General features: G+C 73.4%; 18 protein-coding genes and 2 pseudogenes. 16 read left to right on the plus strand and 4 right to left on the minus strand.

All coding sequences use genetic code 11. The features are described from left to right. The first annotated feature begins 13 nt into the window (after window positions 1–13). From Phou_RS33065 to Phou_RS33085, 5 genes are read left to right on the plus strand one after another with little or no spacing between them, the layout of a single operon-like run. Window positions 14–523 carry a YybH family protein gene (locus tag Phou_RS33065; RefSeq protein ID WP_173063463.1) on the plus strand — a complete coding sequence of 170 codons (510 nt, stop codon included), beginning with the start codon at window positions 14–16 and terminating at the stop codon, window positions 521–523. Then, on the plus strand, window positions 520–1,521 hold the full coding sequence (locus Phou_RS33070) for an NADPH:quinone oxidoreductase family protein (RefSeq protein ID WP_173063466.1): 1,002 nt from the start codon (window positions 520–522) through the stop codon (window positions 1,519–1,521). The genes Phou_RS33065 and Phou_RS33070 overlap by 4 nt, the downstream gene beginning before the upstream one ends. After that, window positions 1,518–1,832 (plus strand): TIGR04076 family protein, encoded by a 315-nt coding sequence (locus Phou_RS33075; RefSeq protein ID WP_173063469.1) that lies wholly within the window; start codon window positions 1,518–1,520, stop codon window positions 1,830–1,832. Before Phou_RS33070 ends, Phou_RS33075 begins: the two co-directional genes overlap by 4 nt. After that, window positions 1,829–2,926 (plus strand): LLM class flavin-dependent oxidoreductase, encoded by a 1,098-nt coding sequence (locus Phou_RS33080; RefSeq protein ID WP_246274017.1) that lies wholly within the window; start codon window positions 1,829–1,831, stop codon window positions 2,924–2,926. The genes Phou_RS33075 and Phou_RS33080 overlap by 4 nt, the downstream gene beginning before the upstream one ends. Next, on the plus strand, window positions 2,923–4,026 hold the full coding sequence (locus Phou_RS33085) for an alpha/beta hydrolase (protein ID WP_173063475.1): 1,104 nt from the start codon (window positions 2,923–2,925) through the stop codon (window positions 4,024–4,026). Before Phou_RS33080 ends, Phou_RS33085 begins: the two co-directional genes overlap by 4 nt. Window positions 4,027–4,044: 18 nt before the next feature. On the opposite strand, the gene Phou_RS33090 is transcribed toward Phou_RS33085, so the two are convergent. Beyond that, window positions 4,045–4,656 (minus strand): helix-turn-helix domain-containing protein, encoded by a 612-nt coding sequence (locus tag Phou_RS33090; protein ID WP_246274018.1) that lies wholly within the window; start codon window positions 4,654–4,656, stop codon window positions 4,045–4,047. 231 nt (window positions 4,657–4,887) lie between these two features. On the opposite strand from Phou_RS33090, the pseudogene Phou_RS33095 reads away from it, so the two are divergent. The 11 genes and pseudogenes from Phou_RS33095 (at window position 4,888) to Phou_RS33145 (ending at window position 15,342) form a co-directional block, all read left to right on the plus strand. Continuing rightward, a pseudogene (locus Phou_RS33095) lies at window positions 4,888–5,737 on the plus strand (tryptophan 2,3-dioxygenase). A 13-nt stretch (window positions 5,738–5,750) separates the two neighbouring features. Then, complete coding sequence (kynU, locus tag Phou_RS33100; RefSeq protein WP_173063481.1) at window positions 5,751–6,980, plus strand: kynureninase; 1,230 nt, start codon at window positions 5,751–5,753, stop codon at window positions 6,978–6,980. 4 nt (window positions 6,981–6,984) lie between these two features. Beyond that, window positions 6,985–8,358, plus strand: a pseudogene (locus Phou_RS33105) (FAD-dependent oxidoreductase); the annotation flags it as partial. 122 nt (window positions 8,359–8,480) lie between these two features. Then, on the plus strand, window positions 8,481–9,989 hold the full coding sequence (locus tag Phou_RS33110) for a 2-hydroxymuconic semialdehyde dehydrogenase (protein WP_173063486.1): 1,509 nt from the start codon (window positions 8,481–8,483) through the stop codon (window positions 9,987–9,989). Continuing rightward, a complete protein-coding gene (locus Phou_RS33115; RefSeq protein WP_173063489.1) occupies window positions 9,986–10,768 on the plus strand; it encodes a 2-keto-4-pentenoate hydratase in 783 nt (260 codons plus the stop codon). The genes Phou_RS33110 and Phou_RS33115 overlap by 4 nt, the downstream gene beginning before the upstream one ends. Beyond that, window positions 10,768–11,667, plus strand: coding sequence for an acetaldehyde dehydrogenase (acetylating) (locus tag Phou_RS33120; RefSeq protein WP_173063492.1), 900 nt, complete (start codon window positions 10,768–10,770; stop codon window positions 11,665–11,667). Before Phou_RS33115 ends, Phou_RS33120 begins: the two co-directional genes overlap by 1 nt. After that, entirely contained in the window at window positions 11,664–12,674 is a 1,011-nt protein-coding gene (gene dmpG, locus Phou_RS33125; protein ID WP_173063495.1) for a 4-hydroxy-2-oxovalerate aldolase, read from the plus strand. The genes Phou_RS33120 and dmpG overlap by 4 nt, the downstream gene beginning before the upstream one ends. Continuing rightward, on the plus strand, window positions 12,671–13,387 hold the full coding sequence (locus tag Phou_RS33130; RefSeq protein ID WP_173063498.1) for a 2-keto-4-pentenoate hydratase: 717 nt from the start codon (window positions 12,671–12,673) through the stop codon (window positions 13,385–13,387). The genes dmpG and Phou_RS33130 overlap by 4 nt, the downstream gene beginning before the upstream one ends. Continuing rightward, on the plus strand, window positions 13,384–13,782 hold the full coding sequence (locus Phou_RS33135; protein ID WP_173063501.1) for a RidA family protein: 399 nt from the start codon (window positions 13,384–13,386) through the stop codon (window positions 13,780–13,782). Before Phou_RS33130 ends, Phou_RS33135 begins: the two co-directional genes overlap by 4 nt. A gap of 10 nt (window positions 13,783–13,792) precedes the next feature. Beyond that, window positions 13,793–14,317 (plus strand): 3-hydroxyanthranilate 3,4-dioxygenase, encoded by a 525-nt coding sequence (locus Phou_RS33140; protein WP_173063504.1) that lies wholly within the window; start codon window positions 13,793–13,795, stop codon window positions 14,315–14,317. Between the two features lie 23 nt (window positions 14,318–14,340). Further along, window positions 14,341–15,342 carry an amidohydrolase family protein gene (locus Phou_RS33145; RefSeq protein ID WP_173063507.1) on the plus strand — a complete coding sequence of 334 codons (1,002 nt, stop codon included), beginning with the start codon at window positions 14,341–14,343 and terminating at the stop codon, window positions 15,340–15,342. Between the two features lies 1 nt (window position 15,343). Here Phou_RS33145 and Phou_RS33150 read toward each other — a convergent pair whose 3' ends face one another. The 3 genes from Phou_RS33150 to Phou_RS33160 are packed head-to-tail and all read right to left on the minus strand — an operon-like array spanning window position 15,344 to window position 16,928. Further along, window positions 15,344–15,682: a hypothetical protein gene (locus Phou_RS33150; protein ID WP_173063510.1), complete on the minus strand. Its 339-nt coding sequence runs from the start codon at window positions 15,680–15,682 to the stop codon at window positions 15,344–15,346. Then, window positions 15,679–16,017: a hypothetical protein gene (locus Phou_RS33155; protein ID WP_173063513.1), complete on the minus strand. Its 339-nt coding sequence runs from the start codon at window positions 16,015–16,017 to the stop codon at window positions 15,679–15,681. Before Phou_RS33155 ends, Phou_RS33150 begins: the two co-directional genes overlap by 4 nt. A gap of 23 nt (window positions 16,018–16,040) precedes the next feature. Then, window positions 16,041–16,928 (minus strand): CE1 family esterase, encoded by an 888-nt coding sequence (locus Phou_RS33160; RefSeq protein WP_173063517.1) that lies wholly within the window; start codon window positions 16,926–16,928, stop codon window positions 16,041–16,043. Between the last annotated feature and the right edge of the window lie 209 nt (window positions 16,929–17,137).

Consider the following 17,137-nt stretch of genomic DNA (forward strand, 5'->3'; position numbering starts at 1 on the left):
CGAGGCTACGGGCATGGACCACGACGGCGGACGAGCGCCGAGCGGCGGAGCGTTGCAGGCGGAGCGTAAGGACGCGGAACGGATCGCCGCCGGGATCGCGGACATGTACGACGCGTTCCTCGCCGGCGACCGGGCGCGCTTCGACAGCCACCTGCACCCCGAGGTCACCACCTGGGAGACGCACCTGCCCGGGCCGCTGCGCACCCGCTCGGAGCTCGACGCCTACCGCGAGGGGCGGGACGCCGCCGGGCAGCGGCCCCGCTTGGACCGGCTCGACGCCACCGACCTGCGCGTCGACGTCTGGAACGACACCGCCGCCGCCCGGTACGTGCTGGTCGCCGTGGCGGCCGGCTCCGGTGCCGCCGAGGAGTCCCGGGTCACCGACGTGCTGCGGCGCGACGGCGGCCGGTGGCTCATCGTGCACCACCACGCCGAGAGGGTGCCGGTCGAGGCGCCCTCCGGCTCTTCAGGGACACCCGCCGGGTCTCGCACCAGGCCCGGCGGGCCCCCGGAGCCGTCGTGATCCGGCGGCTGGTGGCGTACACGCACGGCGAGCCCGCCGACGTGCTCGCGGTCGCCGACCTGCCCGACGACCCGCCGCCCGGCCCCGGCCAGGTCACCGTGGCCGTGCGGGCGGTCGGGCTCAACTTCCTCGACGTGATGCTCTGCCGCGGCACGTACCCCGTGCGCCCCGACCCGCCGATGACGCCGGGCGTCGAGGTCGCCGGCCGGGTCGTCGCGGCCGGTCCCGGCGCGGAGCATATGTCCGATGTGGACATTGTTGCCTGCCCGGCGCTGCCGCACGGCGCCCTCGGCGACACGGTCACGCTGGACGCGGCGCTCGCCACCCCGCTACCGGCCGGCTTCGACCCGGTGCTCGCGGCGGCGCTGCCGGTGACGTACCAGACGGCGTGGTGGGCCCTGGAGCGGGCCGGCGTCGGCGCCGGACAGACCGTGCTGGTGCACGCCGGTGCCGGCGGGGTCGGCATCGCCGCCACCCAGCTGGCGGTGACCCGCGGCGCGACGGTGTTCTGCACCGCCGGCGGCCCCGACAAGCTCGCCGTGTGCCGGGACAACGGCGCCGCCCTCGCGGTGGACTACCGCGCGGAGGACTTCGTGGCGGCGGTCCGGGACGCGACCGGCGGCGCCGGGGTCGATGTGGTGCTCGACCCGGTGGGCGGCGACGTGTTCACCCGGTCGCTGTCCTGTCTGGACTTCGAGGGCCGGATCGTGGCGATCGGCGCGGCCGGCGGCCCGCCACCGCCCGTCGACCCGATGGCGCTCGTCGCCGCCAACGCCACGCTCGTCGGCCTGTCCTGGGGCTCGGCCTACCCGTGGCGCCGCGCCGAGCGGGTGCGGGAGGTGTACGCCGAGCTGTTCGCGCTCTGCGCCGCCGGTGCCGTGCGCCCGCCGGTCGGCCGCACGCCCACGCTGGAGCAGGCGCCGGCAGCGCTGTCCGACCTGGCCGCCCGGCGCACCACCGGAAAGATCGTCGTCCGCGTCGGAAGGGAAGCGCCATGAGCGACATGGAGATCTACGACCTGCGGGTGTGCGTCGACCGGATCGAGGGGCGCTCGGTCTGCGGCATGGACGTCGGTGACTACTTCGACCTCACCCACAGCGCCCACCTCACGATCCCGGAGGGCAAGCACTTCTGCGTGTACGCGCTCGCCGCCGTGCTGCCCTTCCTCGCCGCCAAGCAGCGCGACATGCCCCCCGGCGACTGGCTCGAGCGGGACACGCTGTTCGCCTGCCCCGACCCGGAGGAGCGGCTCGTCATGCGGGTCGAGCGCACCGCAAAGCGGCGGATGGACTCCGCGGACCTCACATGAGGGAGCTTGCGAGCGAATCATCAGGCTCAGCGATGGCCTGCCCCGCGGCCGGCAACGATCGCGAAGACCGTCCAGCCAGGGCGGAGATCGGCCTCGGGCTGCAGAGCGACAAGCCGGCCGGCACCTACGCGCGGCTCGCCCGCCGCGCCGAGGAGTGCGGCTTCGACGTGCTGACGGTCTTCGGCGACCTGATGTACCAGCCGCCGATCTTCCCGCTGCTGGAGATGGCCGCGGCCACCGAGCGGGTGCGGCTCGGCCCGGCCTGCCTCAACCCGTACTCGATGGCGCCGTACGAGATCGCCGGCCAGGTGGCCGCCCTCGATCTCGCCTCCGCCGGACGCGCCTACCTCGGGCTGGCCCGCGGCACCTGGCTCGGCGCGGTCGGCATCGCCCAGCCGCGCCCGGTCGTGGCGCTGCGCGAGTGCGCCGAGGTCGTGTACCGGCTGCTGCGCGGCGACACCGGCGGGTTCACCGGCGAGGTCTTCACGCTTGCCGCCGGCACCGCCCTGCGCTACCGGGTGCACCGTCCCGACCCGCCGCTGCTGGTCGGCGCGTGGGGCGAGCGGGGCGCCGCGCTGGCCGGGCGGATCGCCGCCGAGATCAAGGTGGGCGGCAGCGCCAACCCGGCGATGGTGCCGGTGATCCGCGAGCGGCTGCGGGCCGGGGCGGCACGGGCCGGCCGGCCGGTCGAGGACGTCGGCATCGTGCTGGGCGCGGTGACCGTCGTCGACCGGGACGGGGAGGCGGCGCGCGCGCACGCCCGCACCGAGGTCGCGATGTACCTGGCCGTCGTCGCCGACCTCGACCCCACCGCCGGGGTACCGGCCGACCTCGTAGCCCGGGTGACCGCGCTGGTCGACGCCGGTGAGCACGCGGCCGCCGGGCGGCTGATCCCGGACGACGTGCTGGACATGTTCGCGTTCGCCGGCACGCCGGAGCAGGTGGCCGCGCGGGCGCAGGCGCTGATCGACGCGGGCGTGCGGAGGGTCGAGTTCGGCACCCCGCACGGCCTGACCGACGGCGGCGGGGTCGACCTGCTCGGCACCGCCGTGCTGCCGCTGCTGCGGCGCGAGCCCGTGGAGGTGTTGTCATGAACGGCGCGCAGGTGCTCGTCGTGGCCGGTGTCCGGGCCGACCACGACCTGCTCACGACCGTCGCGGAAGGGGAGCTGGCGCGGCTCGGCGTCGACGGGACCGTGTCGGTCGTCGACGGCGCGGCCGCGGTGCGTGAGCGGCTCGCCGTGGGCATCCCCACCGTCGTGCTGCCCGGACCGCATCCGGAGGCCCGCGCGCTCATGACGCTCGCCGGCCCGCACGCGCCGGCGACCGTCTGGTACGACATCGAGGTCACCGGCCCCGCCGCGGTCGCGCCCGGCGCCGCCCACCTCTACGGCCGCGGTGTCTGGGGCCTCGTCTGGGCCATCCGGCACGCGGTGCTGCGGCGCCGCCACCCGGCCACCCGGATCCGGTACGGGCCCGGCCCGGAGCAGTGGGGCGAGCTGCGGATGCCGCCCGGCGCCGCGCTCGCTGACGGCGTCGGGTCGCCGGTGCCTGTCGCGGTGCTGCTGCACGGCGGGTTCTGGCGGTCGGTCTGGGCCGCCGACCTGATGGACGCGCTCGCCGCCGACCTCGCCGCGCGCGGCTTCGCCGCCTGGAACCTGGAGTACCGGCGCCCCGACCGGCACGGCTGGACGGCCACCGTCAGCGACGTCGCCGCCGGGCTCACCGCGCTGTCCGATGTGGACGAGCCGCTCGACCTGGACCGCGTCGCGGTGCTGGGGCACTCGGCCGGCGGGCAGCTCGCGCTGCGGGTCGCGGCCGACCACGGGCGTGTCGCGCTCGCGGTGCCCCTGGCCGGCGTGCTCGACCTCGCCGGCGGCGACGGGCGGGGGATCGGCACCGGCGCGGTGACCGCGGCGCTCGGCGGCCCGCGCTACGAGGTGCCCGAGGTCTACGCCGCCTCCGACCCGATGGCCCGGGTGCCTGTCGGCGTGCCGCAGCTCGTGGTCGTCGGTGCCGACGACGACCTCGACCTGGTCGACTTCAACCGGCGCTACGTGGCCGCGGCCCGGGCGGCCGGCGACGACGTCACGTACATCGAGGAGCCCGGCGACCACTTCGCGGTGATCGATCCGGCGGCCCCGCTGTGGCACACGACCGCCGACGCGCTGTCGGTCACGCTAAAAGTTACGTGACAGTGAACACGGGCTCGGTCAGAAGAGCCGCGGGGTGACCACCGAGACCACGGTGGTCACCTGGTCGGTGTCGTTGTACATGTTGTGCGGCACATTCGACCGCAGGTGCACGCTGTCGCCCGGCAGCAGCCGGTGCTCCACGCCGTCGACCTCGTAGAGCAGCTCGCCGGTCACCACGTAGGCGAACTCCTCGCCGGCGTGCGCGTACGCCTCCTCGCGGCGGCCGCCCGGCGCGATGTGCACGACCATCGGCTCCAGCACGAGGTTGGGACCGCGGTCGGAGAGCATCCGGTAGGTGACCTGGCCGGACACGTACTGCGTGGCGCCGCTCTCGGCCTTGGTCAGCGTGAAATGGCTGGGCAGCGCGGCCGCCGCGCCGTCCGAGCTGGGCTCGTCGCCGTCGGAGAAGAACTCCGCGACCGGCCGGTCGAGCGCCGCCGCGACGCTGTTGAGCGCGGTCAGCCCGATCGACGAGACACCCCGCTCCACCTGCGACAGGAAGCCGATCGACAGCCCCGCCCGGGCGGCCAGCCCGCGCAGCGTCAGGCCGCGCTCGGTGCGGAACTGCCGCATCCGCGCGCCGACCTGGTCCTGGCGGGTCTCTTCCTTCTGGGATGCCGACGTGCCCAACGATCCTCCCGGGGTGCTGCGCGGGAGGGGTACGACCCGCGCGAGTCTGTTTGATCCTATCGAACTTGGCGTCAGCGGGACACCTCCAGAATCGGACAGAAGACCCTATAACCGGCGCACTTTTCGATCGTTAAGTCAGGTGGCCGTTCAACCGCTGGCTTTGCGGGTACCGCGGTCATGAACCCCTCGATCCGCCATTCACCGCGGGGCTTCGACAGAGAATCCTGTTGGTTGGAGGTGATCTTGCGTGGCTGCACCCGTGGCCGTCCAGGAGGACGACCAGATCCAGTTCGCGGAGAGCGCGCCGTACGACGAGTACGTGCACGCCAGCACCCTGCACACGCTCCAGCGGACCATCAGCGACGACGCCGGCGAGATGTCGTTCCTGGTGGTCAGCCAGATCATGGAGCTGTACTTCGGGCTGATCCGCTTCGAGCTGCGCGAGGCGCAACGGCTGGTGCGCGAGGACGACGTGTGGGGAGCGCTCGAACCGCTGCGCCGCGCCGGCCTGCACCTGGAGGGGCTCAACGCCTCGTGGCGCACGCTGCGCTGGATGTCCCCGGCGGACTTCAACCGCTTCCGCGGCCAGCTCGGCGAGGCCTCCGGCTTCCAGTCCGCGATGTACCGGCACATGGAGTTCGCGCTCGGCCTCAAGAGCGAGACCCTGATCCGCCCGTTCCGCCGGCAGAAGGCGGTGTACGCGGAGCTGACCCGCGACATCCGCGAGCCGAGCCTGTGGGACGAGGTGGTCGCCCTGCTCGCGCGGCGCGGCAACGACATCCCCGCCGACGCGCTCGACCGCGACCGCACCCGCGACCACGAGCCGCACCCGGCCGTGGAGGACGCCTGGGTGCGCGTCTACACCCAGCCCCACCCCGGCAACGACCTGTGGCTGCTCGCCGAGGCGCTCACCGAGGTCGGCGAGCAGTTCAGCGACTGGCGGTACCTGCACCTGAAGGCGGTGCTGCGGACCCTCGGCGACAAGCCGGGCACCGCCGGCTCGTCCGGCGCCAACTGGCTGCGCCGCAGCATGACCCGGCCGGTCTTCCCGGAGCTGTGGTCCGCCCGGACCCACATGTGAGGCGGTGCTTCCCGTGACCCTCACCGAGGATGACGCCCGCCGCCGCGACGAGGCGGACCCCGGGCACCGAGAGCTCTTCCACGTCCCGCCGGGCATCGCCTACTTCGCGGGCAACTCGCTGGGCCTGCAGCCCAGGGCGACCGTCCCCGAGCTGACGGCGGACCTCGACGACTGGGCCCGCCTCGGCGTCGAGGGGCACCTGGAGGGCGGCCGGCCGTGGCTGCCCTACCACGAGCTGCTGACCGGCCCGGCGGCCCGGCTCGTCGGCGCGCTGCCCAGCGAGGCGGTCGTGATGAACTCGCTGACCGTCAACCTCCACCTGCTGATGGTCTCGTTCTACCGGCCCGCCGGCACGCGCACCCAGATCCTCATCGAGGACTCGGCCTTCCCCTCCGACAGCTACGCGGTACGCAGCCAGGCCCGCTTCCACGGCCTCGACCCCGACACGACAGTGGTACGCCTCGCGAGCGGCGACGACGTCCTGGCGTACCTGCGCGAGCACGGCGACCGGGTGGCGCTCGTGCTGCTCGGCGGCGTCAACTACCTCACCGGCGAGCTGCTCGACATCCCCGGCATCACCCGGGCCGGCCAGGCCGCCGGGGCGGTCGTCGGCTGGGACCTCGCGCACGCCGCCGGCAACGTGCCGCTGCGCCTGCACGACTGGGGCGTCGACTTCGCCGCCTGGTGCTCGTACAAGTACCTCAACAGCGGGCCCGGCGCCCTCGCCGGCGCGTTCGTCCACGAGCGGCACGTCGCCGACCGCTCCCTGCCCCGCTTCGAGGGCTGGTGGAGCACCGAACCGGCCACCCGCTTCGAGATGACCCCGGTCGCCCGCCCACCGGCCACAGTGGACGCCTGGCAGATCTCCAACCCGCCGATCTTCGCGATGGGGCCGGTGCGTACCTCGCTGGAGATCTTCGACCGGATCGGCATGGACGCGCTGCGCGCCCGGAGCCTGCGCCTGACCGGGTACCTGCGGGCGCTGTTCGACGAGGTGACACCCGGGCGGCCGCTGCGGGTCGTCACGCCGCGCGAGCCGGAGCGGCACGGCTGCCAGCTCTCCGTCCGGATCGGCGAGGGCGGCGCGGGCGACGTCACCCGCCGGCTGCGCCACGAGCACGGCGTCGTCGCGGACGAGCGGGAGCCGGACATCGTCCGGTTCGCGCCGGTGCCGCTCTACTCGACGTACCACGACTGCTGGCGCGCCGCGCGGGCCCTCGCGGCCGTCGTCAAGGAGGTGTGAGCTCATGAGCGGGAGTCGCGACGTCGCGATCGTCGGGGCGGGCCTCAGCGGGTGCCTGCTCGCCTGCTTCCTCTCCCGGCGCGGATACGAGGTCACCGTCTACGAGCGGCGCCCCGACCCGCGGGCCGGCAAGGCCGAGCGGGGGCGGTCCATCAACCTCGCGCTGTCCGAGCGCGGGCTCAACGCGCTGCGCCGCATCGGCCTCGCCGAGGAGGTGATGGTCGACGCGCTCCCGATGCGCGGCCGCATGATCCACCCAGCGAACCATTTTCAACCTCCCCTTGCCGTGCGTCCAAAGCGTGGGCGCCGCCCGATTCAGGTTGAAAAAAGTTCGGTGGAGGGCAAGCTCGACTTCCAACCGTACAGTGTGGACGGTCAGCGGGCGATCAACTCGATCAGCCGCGGCGCGCTCAACAACGCGCTGCTCGACGCCGCCGAGCGGGCACCGGGCGTCCAGGTCGTCTTCGACCACCGGCTCGTCGGGCTGGAGCCGGCGACCGGCGAGCTGACGTTCGAGACGCCGCAGGGCAAGGTGCAGGCCACCGCCGGCACGGTGCTCGGTGCCGACGGGGCCGGTTCCGCGGTGCGCGGCCAGCTGCTCGCGCACGACGCGCTCACCGAGTCGCTGGACTTCCTCGACTACGGGTACAAGGAGCTGAGCATCCCACCCGCGGGCGGCGACTTCGCGCTGGACCCGGGCGCGCTGCACATCTGGCCGCGCGGCACGTCGATGATGATCGCGCTGCCCAACCCGGACCGCTCGTTCACCTGCACGCTCTTCTGGCCCAACGGCGGCACCCGCAGCTTCGCCTCGCTGAGCAGCCCGGCGGCGATCGAGCGGCACTTCGCCGCGCACTACCCGGACCTCGTGCCGCTCGCGCCCAACCTCGTCGACGACTACCAGCACAACCCCGTGGGGCTGCTCGGCACCGTCCGATGCGACCCCTGGCACGCGCACGGCCGGGTCGGGCTGATCGGCGACGCGGCGCACGCGATCGTGCCGTTCTACGGCCAGGGCGCCAACTGCGCCTTCGAGGACGTGGTCGAGCTGGACCGCTGCCTCGACGACACCGGCGGGCAGTGGGCGCGGGCGCTGCCGCTGTTCCACCAGCGGCGGCGGGACGACACCGCGGCGATCGCCGAGATGGCCCTGGAGAACTTCGTGGAGATGCGCGACAAGGTGGCCTCGCCGGCCTTCCGCCTCGGCAAGCGGGTCGAGCACGCGCTGGAACGCGCCCTGCCCGGCCGCTACGTCTCCCGGTACGAGCTCGTCTCGTTCTCCAACACGCCGTACGCCGAGGTGCGCCGCCGCGTCCAGTGGCAGCACCGGGCCGTCGGCGCCGCCGCGCTGGTGGCCGGCGCCGGCCTCGCGGCCGTGGGACTCGGCTTGTCCGGCTCGCTCCGCTCGCTGGTGACCCCGGGCAGCCGGCGCCATCCGGCCTCGTCGCTGCGCTCCTCGGACCGGATCCCGCCGGCCCCGGGGCCAGGGAGGTGGGTCGCGTGACGCTCTGGGACCCGCGCCTCGCCCGCACCGGCCGCCCCGACGGCGCGCCGGGCCTGCTGCGCAACTTCGTCGGCGGCCGCTTCGAGCCGGCCGGGCGGACGTTCGCCAAGATCTCCCCGGTCACCGGCGAGCAGGTCTTCGAGGTGGCCGAGGCCGACAGGTCCACCGTGGACGCCGCCGTCACCGCGGCGCGGGCGGCGCTGCGCGGGCCGTGGGGGCGGCTCGGCGAGCGGGAGCGCGCGGTGGTGCTGCGCCGGATCGCCGACGAGCTCGACCGCCGCTTCGACGACCTGGTCACGGCCGAGGTCGCCGACACCGGCAAGGCGGTGAGCCAGGCCCGCACGCTCGACGTGCCGCGCGGCGCGGCCAACTTCCGGGCCTTCGCCGACATCGTCTCCACGGCACCGACCGAGTCGTTCACCACGGTCACGCCGTCCGGCGGCCGCGCGCTCAACTACGCCGTGCGCAAGCCCGCCGGCGTCGTCGCGATCGTCGTGCCGTGGAACCTGCCGCTGCTGCTGCTCACCTGGAAGGTGGCGCCCGCGCTGGCGTGCGGCAACGCGGTCGTCGTCAAGCCGTCGGAGGAGACCCCGGCCTCCGCGACGGTGCTGGCCGAGGTGATGGCCGCGGCCGGCGTTCCCGACGGCGTCTTCAACCTGGTACACGGCTTCGGCCCGGACTCGGCCGGCGAGTTCCTGACCAGCCACCCCGGCGTGGACGCGATCACCTTCACCGGCGAGTCGGCCACCGGCAGCGCCATCATGCGCGCCGCGGCTGACGGGGTGAAGGCGGTCTCGTTCGAGCTCGGCGGCAAGAACGCGGGGCTCGTCTTCGCCGACGCCGACCTCGACGCGGCGGTGGACGGCTCGGTCCGGTCGAGCTTCACCAACGGCGGCCAGGTGTGCCTGTGCACCGAGCGCCTGTACGTGCAGCGGCCGGTCTTCGACGAGTTCGTGGAGCGGCTCGGCAAGCGCGCCGCGGCGCTGCCGTTCGGCTGGCCGTCCGACGAGGACACCGGCACGATGCCGCTCATCTCCCGCCAGCACCGCGAGAAGGTGCTCGGTTACTACGACCTGGCCCGCGCCGAAGGGGCCTCGGTCGTGGCCGGCGGCGGGGTGCCGGAGCTCGGCGACGCCCGCGACGGCGGCGCCTACGTGCAGCCGACCGTCCTCACCGGACTGTCCAACGCCGACCGCACCAACCGCGAGGAGATCTTCGGACCGGTGTGCCACGTGGCACCGTTCGACGACGAGGAGGAGGCGTTCGCGCTGGCCAACGACAGCGACTACGGACTGGCGGCCACCGTGTGGACCCGCGACGTGGGGCGGGCGCACCGCGCCGGCGCGCTCCTCGACACCGGGATCGTGTGGGTCAACACGTGGTTCCTGCGCGACCTGCGCACCCCGTTCGGCGGCGTGAAGGCCTCCGGGATCGGGCGCGAGGGCGGCGTGCACTCGCTCGCGTTCTACTCCGAGCTCACAAACGTCTGCGTGGACCTGACATGACCGCCGCCGCCGACGTCCTGCGCGCCGCGTACGAGACCGGCGTGCCGTGTCCGCCGCTGCGCGGGGACCTGATCCCGACCGGTGACGTCGAGGCCGCGTACGCCGTGCAGCGCGAGCAGGTCGACGCCTGGCTCGCAGCCGGCCGCCGGCAGGTCGGCGCGAAGATCGGCCTGACCGCGCGGGCGGTGCAGGAGGCGTTCGGCGTGTACCAGCCGGACTTCGGCGTGCTGATGGCCGACGCCGCCGTGCCCGACGGCGCCGAGATCCCGCTCGGCCGGCTGCTGCAGCCGAGGGTGGAGGCGGAGGTGGCGTTCGTGCTCGGCGCCGACCTGCCCGAACCCGACGCCACGGTCGTCGACGTGATCCGGGCGACCGACCACCTGCTGCCGGCCATCGAGGTCGTCGACTCCCGGGTCGCCGGCTGGGACATCTCCATCGTGGACACCGTCGCGGACAACGCCTCCAGCGGCCTGTTCGTGCTCGGCACCCGCCCGGTCCGGCTCTCCGACGTGGACCTGCGGCTGTGCGGCGCGGTACTGGAGCACGCCGGCGAGCCGGTCTCGGTCGGCGCCGGCGCCGCCTGCCTCGGCAACCCGGTGCACGCCGTGGCCTGGCTCGCCGCGACCCTCGCCAAGGCGGGACAGCCGCTGCGCGCCGGCGACGTGGTGCTGTCCGGCGCGCTCGGGCCGATGGTCCCGGTGACGCCCGGCGCGGCGTACGAGGCACGCATCTCCGGGCTCGGCTCCGTCCGCGCCTGTTTCGACAAGGGGGACAGCTGATGACGACCGGCGTGGCGGTGATCGGGTCGGGCAACATCGGCACCGACCTGATGATCAAGGTGTTGCGGCTGTCGACGTCGCTGCGGATGGTGGCGATGGCCGGCATCGACCCGGCCTCCGACGGGCTGGCCCGGGCCGGGCGCCTCGGCGTGGCCACGACGGCCGGCGGCATCGACGGGCTCGTCGCGATGCCCGAGTTCGCCGACGTCGGCATCGTGCTCGACGCCACCTCGGCCGGCGCGCACCACCGGCACGCGGAGGTGCTGCGGGAGCACGGGCGGCTCGTCGTCGACCTCACACCGGCGGCCGTCGGCCCGTACGTGGTGCCTCCGGTCAACCTCGACCAGCACCTGCGCGAGCCGAACGTCAACATGGTCACCTGCGGCGGCCAGGCCACCGTGCCGGTCGTCGCGGCGGTCGCCGCGGTCACGCCGGTCGCGTACGCCGAGATCGTCGCCGCCATCGCCTCCCGCTCGGCCGGACCCGGCACCCGCGCGAACATCGACGAGTTCACCGTCACCACCGCGCGCGCCCTGGAGGTGGTCGGCGGCGCCGGCCGGGGCAAGGCGATCATCGTGCTCAACCCGGCCGAGCCGCCGATGCTGATGCGCGACACCGTCTACTGCCTGTGCCCCGACGCCGGCGCCGACCGGGAGCGGATCGCCGCCTCGGTGGGGCAGATGGTGGCGAGCGTCCAGCAGTACGTGCCCGGGTACCGCCTCAAGCAGGACGTGCAGTTCGCGTCCATCGAGGACGGTCTGCTGGTGACGGTCTTCCTGGAGGTGTCCGGGGCCGGCCACTACCTGCCCGCGTACGCGGGGAACCTCGACATCATGACCTCGGCGGCGCTGCGGACCGCCGAGCGCATGGTCGCCCTGCGCGAGGAGGCCGTCGTATGAACGTGTACGTCCAGGACGTGACGCTGCGGGACGGCATGCACGCCTCGCGGCACCGCTTCACCGTCGACCAGGTGCGCGAGATCGCGGCCGCCCTCGACGCGGCGGGCGTGGCGGCCATCGAGGTGGCGCACGGCGACGGGCTCGCCGGGTCGAGCATCAACTACGGGCGTGGCGCGCACACCGACGCGGAGTGGATCGCGGCCGCCGCCGAGGTGGTCCGGCGGGCCACGCTCACCACGCTGCTGCTGCCCGGCATCGGCACGATCGACGACCTGCGCGCGGCCCGCGACCTCGGCGTACGCAGCGTGCGGATCGCCACCCACTGCACCGAGGCGGACATCGCGGCCCAGCACATCGGGTGGGCCCGGGACAACGGCATGGACGTCGCCGGGTTCCTGATGATGTCGCACATGAACGACCCGGCCGGCCTCGCCGCGCAGGCGAAGCTGATGGAGTCGTACGGCGCGCACTGCGTGTACGTGACCGACTCCGGCGGCCGGCTGCTGATGGGCGACGTGGCCGAGCGGGTGGACGCGTACCGCCAGGTGCTCGACCCGGCGACGCAGGTCGGCATCCACGCGCACCACAACCTCTCCCTCGGCGTGGCCAACTCGGTCGTCGCCGTCGAGCACGGGGCCACGCGGGTGGACGCGGCGCTGGCCGGGCACGGCGCCGGGGCCGGCAACGCGCCGCTGGAGGTCTTCGCGGCGACCGCCGACCTGATGGGGTGGGCGCACGGCTGCGACGTGTTCGCGCTGATGGACGCCGCCGACGACCTCGTCCGCCCGCTGCAGGACCGGCCGGTGCGGGTGGACCGGGAGACGCTGTCGCTCGGGTACGCCGGCGTGTACTCCAGCTTCCTGCGGCACGCCGAGACGGCGGCCGACCGTTACGGCGTGGACGTGCGCACGATCCTCGTCGAGCTGGGCCGGCGGCGCATGGTCGGCGGCCAGGAGGACATGATCGTGGACGTCGCGCTCGACCTGGTGAAGGAGGGCGGGCGATGACCGGCGACCTCGCGGAACGGCTGGACGCGGCGGCCCGCGACGCGACCGCGATACCGCAGGTCGTCTCCGCGGCGGGGTTGGACGCGGACGGCGCGTACGCGGTGCAGGAGGCGCTCGTCGCCCGCCGCCTCGGCCGGGGCGAGCGGCTCGTCGGCCTCAAGCTCGGCCTCACCAGCCGGGCCAAGATGGCGCAGGTCGGCGTCGACGAGGTCATCTGGGGCCGGCTGACCGACGCGATGGCGGTCCCCGACGGCGGCACCGTGGACACGTCGGCGCTCATCCACCCGCGGATCGAGCCGGAGGTGGCGTTCCTGCTCGACGCCGACGGCAACGCGACCGCCGTGGCGCCGGCCCTGGAGGTCATCGACTCCCGGTACGCCGACTTCACGTTCTCCCTCGCGGACGTCGTCGCCGACAACGCGTCCGCGGCCGCGTACACGATCGGGTCCTGGAAGCCCTTGCCCGACGGCCTGGACAACCTCGGCGTGCTGCTGGAGGTCGACGGCCGGGTCGCGCAGGTCGGCTCGACGGCGGCGATCCTGGGCGACCCGCGGCGGGCGCTCGGCGCGGCCCGCCGCCTGGCCGGGGCGCCGGCGGAGGCCGGGTGGGTGCTACTGGCCGGCGCGGCGACGGCGGCGGTCTCGCTCGTGAAGGGCGCGCACGTGCGCGCGGTCGTCGAGGGCCTCGGCACGGTGGCGGTGCGGGCGTCATGATCGTCGACGGCATGGCCCGGCCCCGCGGCCGCTTCCCGCACGTGAAGGTGGCGGGCGGCTTCGCGTTCGTCTCCGGCACCTCCAGCCGCCGCCCCGACAACAGCATCGCCGGGGCCACTGTGGACGAGCTGGGCACGACCACATTGGACATCCGCGTGCAGACCCGCGCCGTCGTGGAGAACATCCGGGAGATCCTGCGCTCGATCGGCGCGGACCTCTCCGACCTCACCCAGGTCACCACGTACCTGGTCAACATGAACGACTTCGGCGGCTACAACGAGGTGTACGCGGAGTTCTTCGACGAGACCGGCCCGGCGCGCACCACCGTCGCCGTGCACCAGCTGCCGCATCCGCATCTGCTCATCGAGATGCAAGCAGTCGCTCTTCTACCTTGAGGGGGTTGCCATGTCCGAGGTCGCGCGACCGGTGAGCTTCCCGAGCTGGCTCGCCGAAAACCAGCACCTGCTCAAGCCGCCGGTGGGCAACAAGCAGATGTTTCCGACCGGGTCGGACTTCATCGTCATGGTGGTCGGTGGTCCCAACCAGCGCACCGACTTCCACGTCGACCCGTACGAGGAGTTCTTCTACCAGATCAAGGGCAACATGCACCTGAACGTGATGACGCCCGACGGCCCGGACACGATCCAGGTCCGCGAGGGCGAGATGTGGGTGCTGCCCGGCAACATGCCGCACTCGCCGCAGCGCCCCGAGGAGGGCTCGGTCGGCCTCGTCGTGGAGCGGGTGCGCGAGGAGGGGACGCTGGAGAAGTTCCAGTGGTACTGCCCCGCGTGCGGCAACCTCGTCCACGAGGTCGAGCTGCAGGTCCGCGACATCGTGGTGGACCTGCCGCCGGTGTTCAAGGAGTTCTACGAGGACGAGGCCGCCCGCACCTGTGACAGGTGCGGCACGCTGCACCCGGGTCGCGGGTGAGGCGGGCCGGCGGTGGGCACGGCATGACCGCTCCCGTCTACGACGTGCACACGCACGTCGTGCCGAAGGGCTGGCCGGACCTGGCCGCGGAGTGCGGCGGCACCGGCTGGCCGTGGCTGCGCGTGGACTCCGAGCGCGCGGCGATGCTGATGGTGGGCGAGCGCGAGTGGCGCCCGGTCCAGTCGTCCTGCTGGGACGCGCCGACGCGGCTGTCCGACATGGACGCCGACGGCATCGACGTGCAGGTCGTCTCGCCCACCCCGATCTTCTTCTCGTACGACCGCCCCGCCGACCAGGCCGTGAAGGTGGCGCGCATCTTCAACGACCTGGTGCTGGAGTGCGCGGCCGCCGGCGGCGACCGGCTGGTCCCGTTCTGCCAGGTCCCGCTCCAGGACCCGGACGCCGCGTGCGCGGAGGTCGACCGCTGCCTGGCCGCGGGGCACGCCGGCGTCGAGATCGGCAACCACGTCGGCGACCGCGACCTCGACGACCCCGGGGTGGTGGAGTTCCTGCGGCACTGCGCCGAGGTGGGCGCGCCGGTGTTCGTACACCCGTGGGACATGCCCGACAGCCCCCGCCTGGACCGGTGGATGGCCCGCTGGCTGACCGGCATGCCCGCCGAGACGCACCTGTCGCTGATGGCGATGATCCTGGGCGGCGTGTTCGACGACGTACCCGACACGCTGCGGATCTGCTTCGCGCACGGCGGCGGCAGCTTCCCGTACTGGCTGGGACGCGCCGACAACGCCTGGCACCGCCGCGGCGACCTGGTACGCGGCCGCTCCGCGCATCCGCCGAGCCACTACATCGGACGGTTCTACGTGGACAGCGTGGTCTTCGAGGAGCCGGCGCTGCGCCTGCTGGTGTCGGTGGTCGGCGAGGACCGGGTGGTGGTGGGCAGCGACTACCCGTACCCGCTGGGCGAGCGCCCGGCCGGCCAGGTGGTCCGCAAGGCGTCCTTCCTCAGCGAGGAGCAGCGGGCCAAGCTGCTGACCGCGAACGCCCGGCGCTTCCTCGGCGCCTGACTCAGCGCCCGAGCAGGCTGGCGACCCGGACCAGGGGCGCGACCAGCGCCGGGATGACCGCCGGGTCGGTGAGGCGGCCGTTCTGGTACGTGATCAGCTCGTTGCCTTCGATGCTCCAGCTCGGCACCCGGCCGGCGATGTGCTCCTCCGCCAGCATCGGGCCGATGAAGCCGCGCACCGTCGCGGGGTCCTTGGCGCTCACCCGCCACTGGCTGTCGAACCGCTCGTCGCCGAGCGCCGTCGGCCGGTCGCCGAAGATGCTCCGCCCCAGCTTGGACAGGCCGCCCCGCTGCTGTACCGCGATGGCCGCCGCCGGCACGTCCAGGTGGACGACGGTCACGATGTAGTGGTGCGTCGTCGAGGAGGAGTGGAGTGGCCGCTGGCGTTCGTCGAGGAGCTTGTCGTCGTGTACTTGTACTCGGCGACGCTGACCTGGTGTCCCTGCTCGACGCCGACGAGCGCGAGCGACACGCCGCGGCGGTTGCGGCCCGGCATGCGGGACACCCACGCCGCCTGCGGCCGCTCGACGATCCGCCAGCGGTGCGCGTAGGCCCAGGCGCGGATGGCCTCCATGCGGCGCCGCTCCTGCCGGATCGAGTACACGATGCCGACGACCAGGAGTGCCACGAGCAGCACGCAGCCGACCCCGATCAGCGCCGGAACAACTCCGTCCACACCCTGAGTAAACCGGATCGCGGCTACGGTGAGCTGCGGGCAAGCAGAAAGTCGACCACTGACGTGGCGAACTGAGGGCTGAGTGACGGGATGTGCGACCCGTCCTGGATGGTCCACAGCTCCGCCCGGCTTCCGCCCCGGCACCCCTCGCTGTACGCGGTGACCGTGGTCTCCGCGCCGTCGAGGACCGGCTCGATGTCGATCGGCGCCGCGGACGTGCCGGGCCCGGCCGCGCAGCCGTCCAGGTCGCGCCACAGCTCGACGGTGGCTTTCGCCGACGGGTAGGGGCGGGTGGACGGGCCGCCCTCGTAGAGGATCGTGCGGTCGGCGGTGCCGTGGATCTGGAGCACGCTGACCGGCCGCGACGGCTTGCACCCGGTCGGGTCGGCCGTGGCGGCGCCGGCCAGGGAGACGACCGCGGTGACCCGGTCGGCGTGGTCGCAGGCCATGCGCAGGGCCATGAAGCCGCCGTTGGAGTGGCCGACGAAGTAGACCTTCGCGGGGTCGACCGTGTACTTTCCGGCGACCGTGTCCACCAGGCGGCGCAGGTAGCCGGAGTCGTCGACGCGGGAGCCGTAGAAGTCGCAGCAGGTCGCCGTCGCGTTCCAGAACTTGTTCTTCTCCTGGTCGACGGTGCCCTCGGGGATCGCGTAGAGGAAGCCGCGGCGGTCGGACTCGCCGGTGAGCTGGAAGTACTCCTCCTGCTCGGTGCCGCTGGACGTGTACCCGTGCAGGAGCACCACGAGCGGTGCCTTGGCGGCCGCGTCGTACCCGTTGGGCACGTGGAGGCGGAACGGGCGGCCGTCGAGGTCGACGGTGACGTCCGGCGAGGTCGAGGCGTCCGGCGACGACGAACACGCCGCCGCCAGCAGCAGCAGGACAACGGCCAGCAGCCGACCCGTCGCGTTCATGGCACGATCTTGCCGGAACGACAGGGGCGTGTCGTGGAGCTGTCGGACATGCGCCATGGCGCATTCAAGACACTGGTTGTAGCCCCGTCGTGACACATCGAGCCGCATCCTTACGTCTAGCCGGCCCGGCGGGCACGTCAGCAACAAATAAGAGTTAAGCAGATCAATGCGATACAGAAGGACGCAATCTAAATATTTAACTCGTTTGT

It is taken from the genome of Phytohabitans houttuyneae (assembly GCF_011764425.1).
GTDB lineage: Bacteria > Actinomycetota > Actinomycetes > Mycobacteriales > Micromonosporaceae > Phytohabitans > Phytohabitans houttuyneae.